Source organism: Streptomyces sp. CB02400 (assembly GCF_001905725.1).
In the GTDB taxonomy this organism is placed as follows: Bacteria; Actinomycetota; Actinomycetes; order Streptomycetales; family Streptomycetaceae; genus Streptomyces; species Streptomyces atrovirens.
Window position 1 is genome coordinate 433,517 of sequence record NZ_LIWB01000003.1, and the last position, 15,874, is coordinate 449,390.

The window sequence follows — 15,874 nt, forward strand, 5'->3', positions numbered from 1 at the left end:
GTCCAACCGGCGTGCCGCGCGGGGCCGCTGCGGGAGCCGGCGGAACTTGCCCCTCAACTCACCTCCGGGGTTCACTCCTTCGAGTGGCGGGTCAGGTGATGCGCATCCACTGTCCACGCTCACTGGGAGGGTCGGGGAGCGATGGGGGCGCCTCGCTGTCCGAGCACGGTCAAGAGCTCGGGGTGAACGCCCGCACCCGTTGACGGAGCGTCACCCGGATCCACGGGTACACGAGTCAGGAATGCGAGCACCGGTGCAGAAGTCGCGGCCTCGTCGCACAGGCAAGCAGACGGCCCCCACGGGGGACGCGGAGCAGAAGCCCACCGTCGGCAGGGGTCGCCCCACCCATGTACGCAACCGGCTCATCGTCGCCGTGGCCGTGGTGGCCGCCGCGATCGCCGCGGCCGGGGCACCCTCCGTACTCACGGCCTCCGGGCAGCTCAAGGACTCGCAGGACCTGGTGACGCTCGCCGAGCAGACCCAGGACGCCCTCACCCTGGCGCACTCCCTCGCCGACGAGCGCGACGAGGTCGTCCCCTACATCGCGGCTGGCCGCCCCGAGTCGAAGGCGCCCTCCGAGGAGCACAGCGCCCGCGTCGACCGGCAGGTCGAGGAGCTGCGCACCGACACCGACATGCCGCAGGAGCTGCGCGACGGCCTCGACGCCGTCGCCACCGTGCGCAGAGCGGCGCTCACGGGCAAGAGCAGCGCTCTCGAAGCGCATCAGGCGTACTCCACCGCCATCACGCGACTGCACCGGCTCGCCGAACAGCTCGCGGAGCAGATCCCGCCCCGCGCCGGCTCCGGAGCCTACGCGCTCACCGAGCTGGACTCCGCCGTCCAGCAGGCCGCCGCCACCCGCGGACTGCTGCTCGCCGCGCTGAACGTACCGACCACCACCCAGACCGTGATCGACCCGATCACCGGCCTGCCGTCCACCGTCACCAGCTCCTCGGACGCCGACACGAAGCGGCGCGACGCGCTGACCGCCGCCGCGCTCCAGGCCCGGCTGCGCTCCGACGCGGCCCTCGCCGACTTCCGCGAGACCGCGCCCAGGACCGCCCGCGGCTCCTACGACTCCACGGTCACCGGCCCCGAGGTCGAGACCGCGGAGAAGTACCTGGCACGCCTCACCGACGAGCCCACGCTCTCCGACGACGATCTCGACACCAGCGTCAAGAAGCTGCGGGCCGCGCTCACCGCGCGGATCGACACGATGCGCGGCGTCGAGTCCGCGCTCTTCGACCAGCGCACCAAGGACCTCGCCCAGCTCCGCGACGACGACGTCACCGCGCTGGAGATCCGGATCGCCGCCCTCGGCGTCCTGATGCTGCTCGCGATCGGCATCGCCACGGCGATGGCCCGCACCCTGACGCGCCCGCTGTCGGTGCTGCGCCGGGGCTCCGCCCGCCTCGCCGAGGCGGAGGACCCCACCGGCCAGGAGCCGGTCGCCTTCACCGGCCGCAACGACGAGTTCGCCCAGGTCGTCCGCTCCGTCAACGCCCTGCACGCGCACGCCGCCGCCCTCGCCGAGCGGATCGCCACACTGGAGGCCGACCGCAAGCACCTCGTGGGCCAGCGGCAGAAGATGGCCGACGCCCGCGAGGAACTGCGCACCGAACTCGCCGAGTCCGCCGCCCACCTGGAGCGGCTGCGCGCCGGCATCGGCGGTACGTTCGTCAACCTCGCCCTGCGCACCCTCGGACTGGTCGAGCGTCAGCTCGGCGTCATCGAGGGGCTGGAGGAGCGCGAGGACGACCCGGACCGGCTGGCCACCCTCTTCAAGCTGGACCACTTCGCCACGGTCATGCGCCGGCACAGCGAGAACCTCCTCGTCCTCGCCGGCACCGAGCAGGGCCGGCACACGGCGGGCCCGGTTCCGCTGGTGGACGTCGTACGGGCCGCGGTCAGCGAGATCGAGCGGTACGAGCGGGTCCGGATCGCCGCGCTGCCGCCGCACGCGCACATCGCCGGGTTCGCCGCGGACGACCTGTCCCACCTGCTGGCCGAGCTCATGGAGAACGCCACCTCGTTCTCCCCGCCCGACCTGCCCGTCGAGGTCTCCGGCTGGCTGCTGGAGAACGGCGAGGTCATGCTCTCCGTCCAGGACGAGGGCATCGGCATGACCGGGGAGCGGCTGGAGCGGCTCAACTCCCGGCTGTCCGACTTCGACCCGGAGGTCACGTACGACGCGGAGGCCGAGGACGGTCTCGGGCTCGGCCTGTACGTCGTGGCCCGGCTCGCCCACCGGCACGGGGTGCGGGTCCGGCTGCGCGAGCAGAAGCAGGGCGGCATCGCCGCGGTCGTCGTCCTCCCCGACCCCCTGCTGGCACCCGCCACCCCCGGAGCGGTCCCCGCCTCCGTCACCGGCGCCGCGTACGCCCTCCCGGGCGCCGACGCCGAGGCCAACTCCAACGTCCTCCACGGCCGCACGGAGCAGGACGACCCGCTGGTCGCCCTGGCGGAGAAGGCGGTACGCCACCAGGGCTCGCCCGGTGGCGAGACACCGGGCGAGCCGACGGAGTCGCCGGCGGCGGGCGACGCGGGTGGGTCCTCGCGGGGCCCTGCGGAGACCCCTGCGGGGGGCTCGGCCGGGCAGTCCGCGCAGGCTCGTGCGGGGGATGCCGTATCGGGTGGTGTGGAGTCGCCGGTAGCGGATGGCGCGGACGAGTCCTCGCCAGTCCCTGCGGGGAACCTGGCCCGGCAGTCCGCGCAGGCCACTGCGGAGGATGCCCAGCCGGACGGTGGCGACGATCCGGCGGAGACGGAGGCGGAGGCCCCTGCCGGGGAGGCGGAGGAGTCCGCACCCGGCCACGGGGACGAGTCCGCGAGTGATCTCGCGGGGCATGAGGGCGGCGACGCGCCGGTCGAGCGGCCCGCCGAGGTCACGATGGAGCTGCTGATCCCGGTGCAGCCGGAGGCGGCCGACGTGCCGGCGCCCTCGCCGGAGGCCGCCCGGGACCACGGCGCCGACGCCGACCGCACGGCCGTTCCCGGCGCCCGGGGAGCCGAGACCGGCAACACCGCCGAAGCCGGTGCCGGAGCGGCAGCCGAAACCGGTACCGACGCCGTCGGCCGACCGGAGGGCGAGAGCGTTCGCCCGGGGGCGGGTCACGCGGGCGGAAGCGATGCCGCGGGCGCTGCTGCGCAGCCGTTCGGCGGGGGTGCGGACGACGCCGTCCGCCCGGGCGCCGGTCACACGGCCGGAGACGAGGAGTCCCCGTCCGGTGCCGCGAGCCGACCGGTCGGCGAGGCCCCGGAGGACGCCGCTTACCCGGCCGCCTCCCACAGGGACGTACCCGGCGCGGACGCCGGGCCCAAGAGCTACGCCGGGCCGGGCCTCGGGCCCGAGGCCCGGCCCGGAGTCGGCGCCGGGCCCGAGACTCGCCCCGGAGCCGGGACCAGCGTCGGAGCCGGAGTCGGCGCCGGGACCAGCGTCGGGTCCGAGGCCCGGCCCGGAGTCGGCGCCGGCCCCGAGGTCCGCCCCGCAGCGGGCGGCGCCCCCGAGGGCGACCCCGTAGCCGACGCCGAAAACACCGCACCGCTTCCGCGGCGGCCGGTCGCCGCGGGCGGTGGTGACACGGAGCACGCGCGTGTCGCCGACGGGGACGGGGACGGGGACGGAGCCGAGGAACCGGTCACGGCCAAGGGGCTGCCCAAGCGCACGCCCAGGATCACCGCGCCCGTCGCGGCCCCGCGCCCGCGTACCGGGGCCGTGGACGCCGAGGCCCTGCGTCGCCGGCTCGGCGGTTTCCGCCGGGGGGCGGACGCCGGGCGCAGGGACGTCGAGGCGGAACTCGCCGAGCGGACCGGTGGCCACCAGGCGCCGTCCGGTCCGGCCGGCACATCCGAAGAGACCACGGGGGGCACAGTCGAGGAGGCAAGCAGTTGACCGCGTCGCCCAGTACTGTCGGACTGAGCAGTGAGGCCCGCAACCTGCACTGGCTGTTGAGCAACCTCGTCGAGGAGGTGCCCGGCATCCTCTCCGTCGCGGTGGTCTCCTCAGACGGCCTGCTCCTGCTGTCGTCCGACGACTCCCGGAACACCGAGGCCCGCGACGCGCGGAGCGCGAGACGCACCGGCCCCCGCGGCTCCGCCGCCGACCTGGCCACCGTCGTCTCCGGCATCGGCAGTCTGACCGTCGGTGCCTCGAAGCTGATGGACTTCGGTCCGGTCAAGCACACGATGGTGGCGATGGACGAGGGCAGCCTGTTCGTGATGTCCATCAGCGACGGCTCCCTGCTCGGCGTGCACGGCTCCGCGGACTGCGACATGAGCGTGGTGGCGTACCACATGGCCCTGTTCGTCGGCCGCGCCGGCCATGTCCTGACCCCGGAGCTCCGCAGCGAGCTGCGCCAGTCCCTGGAGACCGACGAGTCCACCGGGAGTCGCCGATGAGCAGGTCCAGGAAACACCTTCCGGTCCGCGGCGGCGATCGCAGACCCGCCCGGGTCCGTCCCTACTCGCTCACCGGCGGCCGCACCCGCTTCGGCCACGTCCTGCTCGTCGAGACGTTCGTAGGCGCCACCGCCGCGCTCGAAGCCGCGGGAGAGCGCAAGGAGTTGTCGAACAGCCCGTCCGGCTTCCGGGGCATGCCGGAGATGCGGGCCATCGTCGAACTGTGCCGCCGTATGCGAACGGTGGCCGAGATCGCCGCGCTGCTGAGGATGCCGCTCGGCGTGGTCCGCGTCCTCCTCAGCGACCTCGCGGACCAGGGAAAGATCCGTGTCTACGGAACGGGAACCGGCCACGGCACGGGCCGCCCGGACCGCGCGCTGCTGGAAAGGGTGCTGAGTGGACTCCGTCGTCTCTGACGTCGCTCACGGCGTCTCCCCGCTCACGGAAGAGGGCGACGAGCCGCTGCTGCCCTGGCAGACGGACCGCACCCGCGCGCCCGTCGCCACGAAGATAGTGGTGGCGGGCGGTTTCGCCGTCGGCAAGACCACGCTGGTCACCTCCGTCTCGGAGATCACGCCCCTGCAGACCGAGGCGCTGATGACCGAGGCGAGCGAGGGCACCGACGACCTCACCGCCACGCCCGGCAAGCTGACCACCACCGTGGCCATGGACTTCGGCCGCATCACGCTCGACGACGACCTGGTGCTCTACCTGTTCGGCACGCCGGGCCAGCAGCGGTTCTGGTTCATGTGGGACGACCTGGTGCGCGGCGCGATCGGTGCCGTCGTGATGGCCGACACCCGTCGCCTGAAGGACTGCTGGCCGGCGCTGGACTACTTCGAGAGCTGCGGGCTGCCGTACGTCGTCGCGGTCAACCACTTCGACGGCAGTGAGCGGTTCGACGCCGAGGACGTGCGGGAGGCGTTGACGATCCCCGCGCACATACCCGTAATGATCATGGATGCGCGCCGCCGGATCTCGGTCATCGAGACCCTCTTGTCCCTCGTGGGCCACGCGCTCGACGAAACCCCCGAGTGACCCCCGAGTCATCCCCGAGCAGCCCTCTTAGGAGCGTCCCCCGTATGCGGAAGATACTCGTCGTCGGAGCCGGCCAGTCCGGTCTCCAGCTCGCCCTCGGCCTCCAGTCGCACGGGTACGAGGTCACCCTGATGTCCAACCGGACCGCCGACGAGATCCGTACCGGACGGGTCATGTCGACGCAGTGCATGTTCCACACGGCACTCCAGCACGAGCGCGACCTCCAGCTCAACTTCTGGGAGTCCCAGGCCCCGAAGATCGAGGGACTCGGCGTCTCGGTCGCGGCCCCCGGCTCCTTCGACCCGGGCCCCTCGCAGCGCGCGATCGACTGGCTGGGCAGGCTCGACGGGTTCGCACAGTCGGTGGACCAGCGGGTGAAGATGGCCGGCTGGATGGAGACCTTCGCCCAGCGCGGCGGCCAGCTCGTCATCCACGGCGCGGCGGTCGGCGACCTCGACTACTTCTCCCGTACGTACGACCTCGTGCTCGTCTCGGCGGGCAAGGGCGAGCTCGTGCAGATGTTCGCCCGCGACCCGGAGCGCTCCCCGTACAGCGAGCCGCAGCGCGCCCTGGCCGTCGCCTACGTCCACGGCCTCGGCCCGCGCCCGGAGCACCCGGACACGGAAGCCGTCCGCTGCAACCTGGTCCCCGGTGTCGGCGAGATGTTCGTCATGCCGACCCTCACCACCTCGGGCCGCGCCGACATCCTGTTCTGGGAGGGCATACCCGGCGGTCCGCTGGACGCCTTCAAGGACGTCAAGGACCCCTCGGAACACCTCTCCCTGACCCTGGAACTCATGGAGAAGTTCCTGCCCTGGGAGTACGCGCGGGCCACCAAGGTCGAACTGACCGACGCCGGCGGCACCCTCGCCGGCCGCTACGCCCCCACCGTCCGCAACCCGATCGGCCGGCTGCCCTCCGGCGGCCTCGTCCTCGGCGTGGCCGACGTGGTCGTCGCCAACGACCCGATCACCGGCCAGGGCTCCAACTCCGCCTCCAAGTGCGCCGCCTCCTACCTCGCCTCGATCCTGGAGCACGGCGAGAAGGAGTTCGACGAGACCTGGATGCAGGGGACCTTCGACCGCTACTGGGAGACGGCCCAGCACGTCACCAAGTGGACGAACGCCATGCTCGCCCCGCCGCCGGAGCACATCCTGAACCTCCTCGGCGCCGCCGGACAGCTCCAGCCCGTCGCCGACCGCTTCGCCAACGGCTTCGACGACCCGGCCGACTTCGAGAACTTCTTCTACGACCCGAAGAAGGCCGAGGGCTACCTGATGGAGGTCTCGGGCGCGGCCGGCGCGTAACCCTCGTCAGGTCCCTCCATCGCCCCGTCGGGGAGCTCCGGCGGCACGTACCGCCGTACGGGCTCCCCGTCCGGGTCGGGGCGTACGGCGCCCAGCACCGGGTTGGCCGCGATCGGGGAGACCTTGATCCGCGCGCCGGGGCGGGGCGCCTGCACCACCATGCCGTCGCCGAGGTAGAGGGCGACGTGCGTGGCCTCCGGGAAGTACACGACGAGGTCACCCGGCCGCAGCTCGTCCAGCGGCACCCGCTCCAGCCGCGCCCACTGCTCCTGGCTGGTCCGGGGGACCGGCGTCCCGGCGGCGCCCCACGCCTCGGAGGTCAGCCCCGAGCAGTCGTACGTGTCGGGCCCCTCCGCGCCCCACTCGTACGGCTTCCCGAGCTGCTCCACGGCGTACCGCACGGCCCGTTCGCCCGCCGCCGAGGGAGGAGTGCCGCCGCTGCCCAGCGCGCCGGAGGCCACCAACTCCTCCTGCGCCTCGGCCGTGTTGCCCCGCTCCAGCTCGGCCAGCGCGGCGAGCTGCTCGGCGGTGAGCGAGGCGAGGAGCTCCTCGACCGCGCGGAGCCGTTCGCGGACCTCGTCCCGCTCCTTCCCGCGCCGCTCGGTGAGGGCGAGCCGGGCGTCGAGGGCCTTGCGCGCCCGGCGGGCCAGCGCGTCGGCCTCCTTCTCGTCGCCGGTCAGCCGGCCCACCGTTTCCGCCCGCTCCCGCGCCAGCCGCCCGATAACATGCCCCTGGTCGAGCGCGCGCTGCGGATCGCGCGCCAGCAGCAGCCGTAGGTAGGGGGAGAGGCCGGTGACGCTCTGGTACTGCCGGCGGGCCAGCAGTCCGGCCGCGCCCCGGCTGTCGCGCAGGGAGAGCCGGGTGCGGGCGAGGGCCCTCTCCAGCCGCTCGGTCTCGGCGCGCTGCCTCTTCAGCCGTTCCTCGGTGGCGTTGTAGGTCTCGGTGGCCTTCTCGGCCTCCCGGTACAGGGTCTGAAGCTCCGTCAGCAGCTCGGAGACGGAACGCTCGCCGGAGCCGGCTCCGGCGCCGCCCGGTTCCGGGACGGCCACCGCGGGCACGGGCGCGAGGACGGCCCCGGCCGCCAGTACCGCCGTACACACCAGACGCAGCAACTTTCCTGACACTCCATCACCTCCGACGCGGGGCGGCTCGTCCGCTCCGCATCGCGAGCATCAGACGGGTGTCCGCGGTCCGCTCGCCGAGCGTGCGCGGTTCGGCGCAACCCGGTCACCCGTCGGCGTCGTCCGGCTTGCCCTTCGGCGTGGCGTCTGGATCGGGCGCGGGCCTCGACCACGGCCACTTCCGGCCGTCGCCGGCCCGCCCCGTGGGGTCGTACAGGTACTTCCAGCCCCGCGTCAGCCCGGTCCGCGCGCTCCGCGCCCGGGGCACCCGCCGGTAGACCAGCACGGTGGGCGGGCCGCCGTCCGGGGCCGGGACGGGGATGCGGTACGTCTTCGGCGGGTGCCCGGTGATGCCCAGCAGCACGGGCAGCACGCGCCCGTCCATGGGCCCGCCCTCGAACGGGGTGTCTTCGCTCTTCACGCCCCCAGTGTCGGCGATGCGCGGGCCGTCAGAGGTCCGCGGCCAGCTCCCGCACCAGTGCGTCGGCCTGCGCGTCGCGCCGCGCGGTCACCGCCAGCACCGCCACGAACTGCTCCACGAGCCAGTCCCGCAGTTCGTCCAGGGGCGGCTGTTTGTCCTCGTCGAGCCAGATCAGCGAGGCCGCCTCCACGGCGGTGATCCACATCCGGATCGTCATCCGGAGCCGGCGTCCGGGCTCGGCGACCCCGAGATGGGTGAGGACGTGCTCGGCGGCGGCCCGCCGTACGCCGTCCACTATGGCGGTCGTACGGGAGGTCTCCACGACGCTCCCGCCCTGGAGCAGCGCGCTGAACCCGGTGTCGTGCTGGTCGACGAAGGCGAGGTAGCGGTCGAGGGCGCGGGACAGCCGGGGCAGCAGCGGGCCCTCGTGCGGTTCGTCGAAGCAGTGCCGCAGCTCGTCGGCGGCGGAGCGGAGGGCGGCCTCGTAGAGCTGCTGCTTGCCGCCCGGGAAGTACCGGTACACCAGGGGACGCGACACGCCGGCCGCCTCCGCCACGTCGTCCAGGGAGACGTCCTCCGGGGCGCGGTGGGCGAAGAGGGAGAGCGCGGCCTCGAGCAGCTGGCTGCGGCGTTCCTCGACACTGAGCCGCCGGTAGGCGGGGGTGGGGGCCTGCGAGGTCATGCCCGCAGGGTATCCGTCCGTCCGTCCACGCGAGCAGCCCCGACGACCGCCAGAGCTTCCGTCCGACGCCGCGCAGCACGCCGATGTCGTCCAGGCTGTGCTCGATGTGCGGCTGCGCCGCGTGGCGGTGAGCCGTCCGGGGGGTGTGGTGGTCGGGTGCGGGCGCCCGTCTACGCGAGCAGTCCCGACGACCGCCAGAGCTTCCGTCCGACGCCGCGCAGCACGCCGATGTCGTCCAGGAAGTCCGTGAGCCGCTTCGAGCCCTGTTGCATCACGTCCCGGCGGTGGGCGCTCGCCTTGACCTGGGCGACGGCCGCGCGCCGGTCCAGGCCGACGTTCGTGTAGACCTCGGGGTTCACGAAGGCCACGGAGAACACCCGGGCGAACTCTCCGGAGGTGACCCGGGTGAACTCCTGCGACCACTTCGGCGCGGTCACCATCTGGCGCCGCAGCTCCTCACGGGCGTAGCGCACGTGCCGGGCCTCCTCGACGACGTGGATGCGCGTGACGCCGCGGATCAGCGGCTGGACCCGCTCGTCCGGGAAGGTCAGCCGCTGCATCCAGTCCAGGACCTCCTCGCCGAGCAGGGTCGCGGTGAAGGAGCCGGGGGTGGTGGAGACCGTCTTGAAGAGCCGGCCGAGGTTCTGGTGGACGCGGCTCACCGGGTACCAGGGCGTACCGCCGCGCGAGATCACGCGGGCGAACATCTTGGAGTGCCGGCACTCGTCCTCGATCTCGGTGAGGGCGTACCGCACGTGCGCGCTGGTGGCGGACTTGTCGTAGATGTGCCGGACCAGGAGCTGCATCAGGATCAGCTCGAACCAGATGCCGAGGGAGGCGAGCGCGGCGGCCTCGTGCTGCGAGAGCAGGAGGCGCTGCTCCTCGCTCATCCGCTTCCACATCGGGGTGCCGTACAGCGACACCAGCTCCGGCGGCCAGAACCACTTGCCCTCCTCGAAGGGCGCCTCCCAGTCCAGCTCCTTGTCCGGGTCGAAGGAGTGCCTGGCGGACGACTCGAGCAGCCGCTGGGCCACCTGCTCCCGGTCCTTGAGCAGCCCGAGCGCGTCCCGCAGACCATCGAGCGCGTCGGCTTCCGACAGGGTCGTCATGACGGTTCCACCTCGGGGGCGTCTCGGGTTACCGGCGGGTCACCCACTTATGAGACTGCCTGTCAGCAAGCCCGTCAATCCCTCGCGCACGACTTGTCGACGATCGCCGGCCGTCAGGCCGGGCAGCCCAGCCCCTCCGGCACCTCGCCGGCCAGCGGCTCCGCACCGCCCGGCGGGAACGACGTGCGCAGGGTGAAGGCGTACGGGGTCGGGCCGTTGGTGCGCAGGTGGAGGAGGCGGGATTCCGCCTCCGCGACCGTGGGGCGGTGGCCCTTCGGGACCCACCACATGGTGACCATCGCCTCCTCGACGCGCTCGAACCACTCCCTGCGCCGCGCCAGCATCTCCCGGTGGCGGCCCTGGTACATGAACGCCGTCAGGGCGTCGGTGTCCCGCCACACCGACATGTTGACGATCAGCCAGGAGTCGCCGAAGACGGCGATGTCCGTCGCGTCGCCCCCGTCGCTCTGCAGGCGCCAGACGAAGCCGTCGGCGGCGTCGGCGTCCGCGTTCACCGGGTCGAGACCGTCGACGAAGTCCTTCAACTGCGGGGAGTCCAGCGGAGCCTTGAGGCGGGCGATGTTCACCTGGGCGAGTTCGTACGCGGTGTCGGTCATGTACCGAACGTTAGGTCGGGAACGTGCCGCTCCGGCACCCCCGTCTCATCAAGTGGGCCTCCTCGCCTACGAGTTCAATACCGCCTCCATCACCGCCCGCGCGATCGGCGCCGCCGTCCCGCCGCCGCTGATCTCCCGCCGGTTCGCCGCCGCGTCCTCGACCACCACCGCGACCGCCACCTTCGCCTCCATGTCCGCACCGCCCCGCGCCCAGGAGATGAACCAGGCGTACGGCGTACCGGAGTTGCCCAGCCCGTGCTGGGCGGTACCGGTCTTGCCGCCCACGATCGCACCGGGGATCGCGGCCTTCGTGCCGGTGCCGTCCTCCACCACACCCCGCATCAGCTCCCGCAGCCGCGTCGCCGTCGCCGGGTACATGGCCCGCCGTACCGGACGGGACCCCGCCGTCGACACCGTGCTGCCGCCCGCCCGCGTGGTCCGCTCCACCAGATACGGCTCCCGCACCTGCCCGCCGCCCGCCACGGCCGCCGCGACCATCGCCATCTGCAGGGGCGTCGCCCGGGTGTTGTACTGCCCGATCGACGACAGCGCGAGCTGCGCCCGGTCCACCGTGGTGTCGAAGGTGCTGCGCGCCACCCGGAACGGGATCCGTACGTCCGGGTCGTTGAAACCGAAGGCCTCGGCCGTCGCCCTCATCCTCTCCACCCCCGTGGTCACCCCCAGCTTGGCGAACACCGTGTTGCAGGACCAGACGAACGCCTCCCGCACCGAGGCGTCCTCGCACCCCTCGGACCCGTTGGTCAGCCGGGTCCTCGTCCCCGGCAGGATGTACGGGTCGGGGGAGTCGGTCGGCCTGTCCAGGTTCCTCACCACCCCGGCGTCCAGCGCCGCCGCCGCGGTGACCACCTTGAACGTCGAACCCGGCGGATACGTCCGCCGCACCGCCCGGTTCAGCATCGGCCGGTCCGGATCGGCGTTCAGCCGCGCCCAGGCGTCCCGCGCCACCGCGCCGTTCCCGGACAGCAGCGCGGGGTCGTACGACGGGACCGACACCAGCGCCAGAATCCGGCCGGTCGACGGCTCCACCGCCGCCACCGCGCCCTTCCGCGAGCGCAGCCCCTCGTACGCCGCCCGCTGCGCCGCCGGGTCGATCGTCGTCACGACGTGACCGCCCGCGTTGCGACCGCGCGTGAACTCGTTCCACAGCGGCAGCGGCGCGAGCACCGGGGCGGCCCCGGACAGCAGCCCGTCCTCCGTGTGCTCCAGCAGTGTCGTGCCGTACTCCTGCGAGGCGAAGCCGGTCACCGGGGCGTACAACGGTCCGTCGCGGTAAGTCCGTTCGTAGCGCAGGTGCTCCCCGGTGTCCCGTGAGCCGGTGACCGGCCGCCCGTCGACCAGGATGTCGCCGCGCGGCTGCTGGTAGCGGGCGATGGTGTCCCGGCGGTTGGCCGGGTTGGTCTCGTAGTCCTCGGCGTGCAGGACCTGCACACGGGTGGCGTTCACCAGCAGTGCCACCAGCAGCAGGGCGCAGAACAGCGCCGCGTGCCGGATGTGCCGGGTCACCGGGGCGCACCCCCGCCGCCCTGCCGCCGCGCGGAGTCGCTCAGCCGGACCAGCAGCGCCACGATCGCCCAGTTGGTCACCACCGACGAGCCGCCCTGCGCCAGGAACGGCATCGCCATCCCGGTCAGCGGGATCAGCCCGGTCACCCCGCCCGCGATCACGAACACCTGGAGCGCCACGAGCGAGGCGAGCCCCACCGCGAGCAGCCGTCCGAAGGGGTCGCGCAGGGCCAGCCCCGCCCGGTAGCCGCGCTCCACCAGCAGCCCGTAGAGCAGGAAGATCGCGGACAGCCCGGCCAGGCCCAGCTCCTCACCGGCCGTCGCCAGGATGAAGTCGGACTTGACCGCGAAGCCGATGAGCACCGAGTGCCCGAGCCCGAGCCCGGTGCCGAGCGTCCCGCCCTCCGCGAAGGCGAACAGGGACTGGGCGATCTGGTTCGGGCCCTCGCCCGCCTCGATGGAGCCGAACGGATGCAGCCAGGTCTCGATCCTGTGGTGCACGTGCGGCTCCAGCCGGCCCACCGCCACCGCCCCCAGCGAGGCCAGCAGCAGCCCCACCGCGATCCAGCCCGTGCGGCCGGTGGCGACGTACAGCAGGACCACGAACAGACCGAAGAACAGCAGCGAGGTGCCGAGGTCCCGCTCCAGCACCAGTACGCCCACACTGACCAGCCAGACGGCGACGATCGGGCCGAGCACCCGCCCGGTGGGCAGCCGCAGCCGCAGCCACCGGACGCGGCGGCCGGCGTAGGTGAGGGCGCCCCGGTTCGCGGCGAGGTAGGCGGCGAAGAAGACCGCCAGCAGCACCTTCGCGAACTCGCCGGGCTGGATGGAGAATCCGGCGACCCGGATCCAGATCCGGGCCCCGTTCACCGCGGGGAAGAGGATCGGGACCGTCAGCAGGACCAGCGCGACGGTGACGCAGACGTAGGTGTAGTTCTGGAGCACCCGGTGGTCGCGCAGCACCAGGACGACCATGATGAACAGCGCCACGCCCAGCGTCGACCAGATGAGCTGGGTCGGGGCCGCCGGATCGCCCGGCGTCTCCAGGTCGAGCCGGTAGATCAGCACCAGGCCGAGGCCGTTGAGCAGCACCCCGATGGGGAGCAGCACCGGGTCGGCGCACGGGGCGCGCCAGCGCACCGCCAGATGGGCGACCAGCGCGAGCACGCCGAGCCCGGCGCCGTAACCGGCGGCGCCGGGCGGGACGGTGCCGTTCCTGGCGAGGCCGACGGCGCAGTATCCGTACACCGACAGCAGGACGGCCAGGACGATCAGGGCGAGTTCGACGCCGCGGCGCCCGGTGAGGCGGACGGTGGGCGCGGGCGGATCCGCCGTCGCCAGGGTGATACCGGCCTTGCTCATGTCCGGAACTTACCCAAATAGGGCGCCTCGCGTGCTTCGCTCATCAGCACCAGCGTGGCGCGGGACCGAGGTTGTCGATGTGGGCGGCCGGGCCCCAGGCCCAGGTGCCGTCCGTGAGGAGGTACCAGAGGGGGTTGTGGTCCACCTTGTCGCCCGGGACCTTGCAGAAGATCGAGACGACGTCGCCCTTGTGGGCGTACCGGATGATCTGCGAACCCCGGTTCGGGGCGCTGCGCAGGGCCAGGGAGTTCGCCGTGACGACACCCTTGTACTGGCCCTGGTCGCCCTGGTTGCCAAGGTTTCCTTGGCCGCCCTGGTGGTGGCCGCCGGCCTGGTTGCCCTGGTTGTTGTTGCCGCCCTGCTGGTTGCCTTGGTTGCCGCCACCGCCTTGCTGGTTGCCGTTGCCGCCACCGCCTTGCTGGTGGCTGCCGCCCTGCTGGTTGCCGCCACCGCCTTGCTGGTTGCCGTTGCCGTTACCGCCCTGCTGGTTGCCTTGGTTGTTGTTGCCGCCCTGCTGGTTGCCGTTGCCGCCACCGCCTTGCTGGTGGCCGCCGCCCTGCTGGTCGGCGTTGCCGTTGCCGCCCTGCTGGTTGTTGTTGCCGTTGCCATTGCCGCCCTGCTGGCTCCAGTTCCCCTGGCCGCCGCCCTGGTTCGGGTCGTCGGCGGCGACGGCGGGGGTGACGGCGGTCGCGACCGCGAGGGCCCCGGCGGCGAGAGCTATGGGCAGGCGGCGGGTGAGCGGGGGACGTGGGGACATGGGGTACCTCCACATGCGGGGAAAACGGGTCGAAGGTGACTTATCGCCACACTAGGAGCGGCCCTCCGCACCCGCCCGCCCTGCTGCGCCATCGGGGACGGCGCCACCCGCCCCGCCTACTCCGCCAGCTCCTCCAGCAGCCGCGCCGTGGGCAGCCCGGCACGGAGGTAGTCGACGAACAGGTCGTTGTGCAGGGCCCAGGACGAGCGGCGGGAGCGGATCAGCCGGATCGCCGCCTCGGCGGTCCTGCCCTGCCGTACCAGCGCGTGCGCGACCACCAGACCCGAGCGGTTGTACCCGTGGTAACAGCGCACGAGGACCGTACGGCCGCCGTCCAGTGCCTCGCACGCCGCCTCGGCCAGCCGGATCACGCCCGCGAGCTGTGTCCCGTCCAGCGGTCCGTCGGGGATCGGCCACACCTGGTGCTCGACCCCGGGATCCGGCCCGTGCCCGGGCAGCCGCAGCAGCGTCTGCACGAGATCGAACTGCCGGTTCACCACGGCGAACTCCAGCCGGCCGGAAAGACCCCGGAACTCGTGCCCGCCCATCCACAGGCCGGGCACGACCTCGTTCCACGGACTGTCCGGAGCCGGTACGTCGGGTTGTCTCCTGCGGGTACGCAACGGCGCCTCCCCACCCTCACCGCCCAACTCCTCTCCAAGGTAACCGCCTTCTTGCCCCCGGAGCACCCGCCTGTTCCCATGGACGTGAGGTGATGATGCATGGACGGACTGCGCGTCATACCGACCTGGTGGCACGGCCGGGAAAGGCTGTACGTCTGCCTCCCGGACGGCCGGAACCTCGCCTGGTACGACCGTGAGACGGCCAGGGTCAACCTGCTCGGCGAGGACCACGAGGAGGACGTGCTCACCGCGCTGGGCCCCTTCCTCGCCGGCCCGGTCTCGGTCGGCCCGCCCCCGGTCCCCACCCCCGCCGAGCTGGCACGTCTGTCCCTGCACCCCGACGACGACCTCGCGCCGAACCGCCCCGGCGAGGCCCTGCTGATCGACCTCGACCGCGCTCCCGGCCCGGCCCGCCGCCTCCGCCCGGACCCGCGCCGCAGGGCGCTCACCGCGGAGCGGACGGTGGGCGAGGCCCTGGACCGCATGGACGGCGCCGGCTGGCACACCCTGCACTCGATCCCGCTGCCCGGCGGCGACCGCATCCACCACCTGCTGATCGGCCCCGGCGGGCTGTACGCCGTCCACGCCCTGTACGCCCACCGGCAGCGGGTGACGGTCGCCGACCCCCGGGTCGCCCTGGGCCGCCGCGAGCCGCGCCCTCTGCTGCACAGGGTCCGGGCCGACGCCGACCATGCCTCCCACGCCCTGACGGCCGAGGTCCGCCCCGTGCTGGTCCTGGTCGGCGCGTCGGCCGTGACGGTCCCGGTCCCGCCCCGCGAGGTGCGCGTCCTGACGGACGCCGACGTGGAGACCCTGACCCGCACGGGCGGAGTCCTGAAACCGGCCGACACGGAGGCCCTGCACGCGATGGCCCGGGACCGGAACACCTGGTCCCGGCTGTGACCGGCCGCCC

General features: G+C 73.1%; 15 protein-coding genes. 6 read left to right on the forward strand and 9 right to left on the reverse strand.

Annotated elements, in window-relative coordinates:
- Positions 1-241 precede the first annotated feature (241 nt).
- The 5 genes from AMK33_RS10085 to AMK33_RS10105 are packed head-to-tail and all read left to right on the forward strand — an operon-like array spanning position 242 to position 6,743.
- Positions 242-3,892, forward strand: a complete 3,651-nt coding sequence (locus AMK33_RS10085) for a sensor histidine kinase (RefSeq protein ID WP_235618032.1) — start codon at positions 242-244, stop codon at positions 3,890-3,892.
- Positions 3,889-4,398, forward strand: a complete 510-nt coding sequence (locus AMK33_RS10090) for a roadblock/LC7 domain-containing protein (protein WP_073932437.1) — start codon at positions 3,889-3,891, stop codon at positions 4,396-4,398. Before AMK33_RS10085 ends, AMK33_RS10090 begins: the two co-directional genes overlap by 4 nt.
- Positions 4,395-4,814, forward strand: coding sequence for a DUF742 domain-containing protein (locus AMK33_RS10095; protein ID WP_073932438.1), 420 nt, complete (start codon positions 4,395-4,397; stop codon positions 4,812-4,814). The genes AMK33_RS10090 and AMK33_RS10095 overlap by 4 nt, the downstream gene beginning before the upstream one ends.
- A complete protein-coding gene (locus tag AMK33_RS10100; protein WP_073932439.1) occupies positions 4,795-5,436 on the forward strand; it encodes a GTP-binding protein in 642 nt (213 codons plus the stop codon). The genes AMK33_RS10095 and AMK33_RS10100 overlap by 20 nt, the downstream gene beginning before the upstream one ends.
- Before the next feature lie 44 nt (positions 5,437-5,480).
- Entirely contained in the window at positions 5,481-6,743 is a 1,263-nt protein-coding gene (locus AMK33_RS10105) for a styrene monooxygenase/indole monooxygenase family protein (RefSeq protein ID WP_073932440.1), read from the forward strand.
- Here the strand turns inward: AMK33_RS10105 and AMK33_RS10110 are convergent.
- The 9 genes from AMK33_RS10110 to AMK33_RS10150 form a co-directional block, all read right to left on the reverse strand.
- Positions 6,707-7,867, reverse strand: a complete 1,161-nt coding sequence (locus AMK33_RS10110; RefSeq protein ID WP_073932441.1) for a C40 family peptidase — start codon at positions 7,865-7,867, stop codon at positions 6,707-6,709. The genes AMK33_RS10105 and AMK33_RS10110 overlap by 37 nt on opposite strands.
- Before the next feature lie 103 nt (positions 7,868-7,970).
- Positions 7,971-8,285, reverse strand: coding sequence for a hypothetical protein (locus AMK33_RS10115; RefSeq protein ID WP_073932442.1), 315 nt, complete (start codon positions 8,283-8,285; stop codon positions 7,971-7,973).
- 28 nt (positions 8,286-8,313) lie between these two features.
- Positions 8,314-8,967, reverse strand: a complete 654-nt coding sequence (locus tag AMK33_RS10120; RefSeq protein WP_073932443.1) for a TetR/AcrR family transcriptional regulator — start codon at positions 8,965-8,967, stop codon at positions 8,314-8,316.
- A gap of 170 nt (positions 8,968-9,137) precedes the next feature.
- Positions 9,138-10,076: an AurF N-oxygenase family protein gene (locus AMK33_RS10125; RefSeq protein ID WP_073932444.1), complete on the reverse strand. Its 939-nt coding sequence runs from the start codon at positions 10,074-10,076 to the stop codon at positions 9,138-9,140.
- 113 nt (positions 10,077-10,189) lie between these two features.
- Positions 10,190-10,693, reverse strand: a complete 504-nt coding sequence (locus AMK33_RS10130) for a DUF3291 domain-containing protein (RefSeq protein ID WP_073932445.1) — start codon at positions 10,691-10,693, stop codon at positions 10,190-10,192.
- A 66-nt stretch (positions 10,694-10,759) separates the two neighbouring features.
- On the reverse strand, positions 10,760-12,217 hold the full coding sequence (locus AMK33_RS10135) for a penicillin-binding transpeptidase domain-containing protein (RefSeq protein ID WP_073932446.1): 1,458 nt from the start codon (positions 12,215-12,217) through the stop codon (positions 10,760-10,762).
- Positions 12,214-13,581: an FtsW/RodA/SpoVE family cell cycle protein gene (locus AMK33_RS10140; protein ID WP_073932447.1), complete on the reverse strand. Its 1,368-nt coding sequence runs from the start codon at positions 13,579-13,581 to the stop codon at positions 12,214-12,216. The genes AMK33_RS10135 and AMK33_RS10140 overlap by 4 nt, the downstream gene beginning before the upstream one ends.
- 43 nt (positions 13,582-13,624) lie before the next feature.
- On the reverse strand, positions 13,625-14,338 hold the full coding sequence (locus AMK33_RS10145; RefSeq protein ID WP_073932448.1) for an SH3 domain-containing protein: 714 nt from the start codon (positions 14,336-14,338) through the stop codon (positions 13,625-13,627).
- Positions 14,339-14,454: 116 nt separating this feature from the next.
- Positions 14,455-14,961 (reverse strand): protein-tyrosine phosphatase family protein, encoded by a 507-nt coding sequence (locus AMK33_RS10150; protein ID WP_073932449.1) that lies wholly within the window; start codon positions 14,959-14,961, stop codon positions 14,455-14,457.
- Positions 14,962-15,060: 99 nt separating this feature from the next.
- Here AMK33_RS10150 and AMK33_RS10155 point away from each other — a divergent pair, with 99 nt between their 5' ends.
- The gene (locus AMK33_RS10155; protein ID WP_073932450.1) at positions 15,061-15,864 is read left to right on the forward strand and encodes a nuclease-related domain-containing protein; all 804 of its coding nucleotides are present in this window, start codon (positions 15,061-15,063) and stop codon (positions 15,862-15,864) included.
- Positions 15,865-15,874 lie beyond the last annotated feature (10 nt).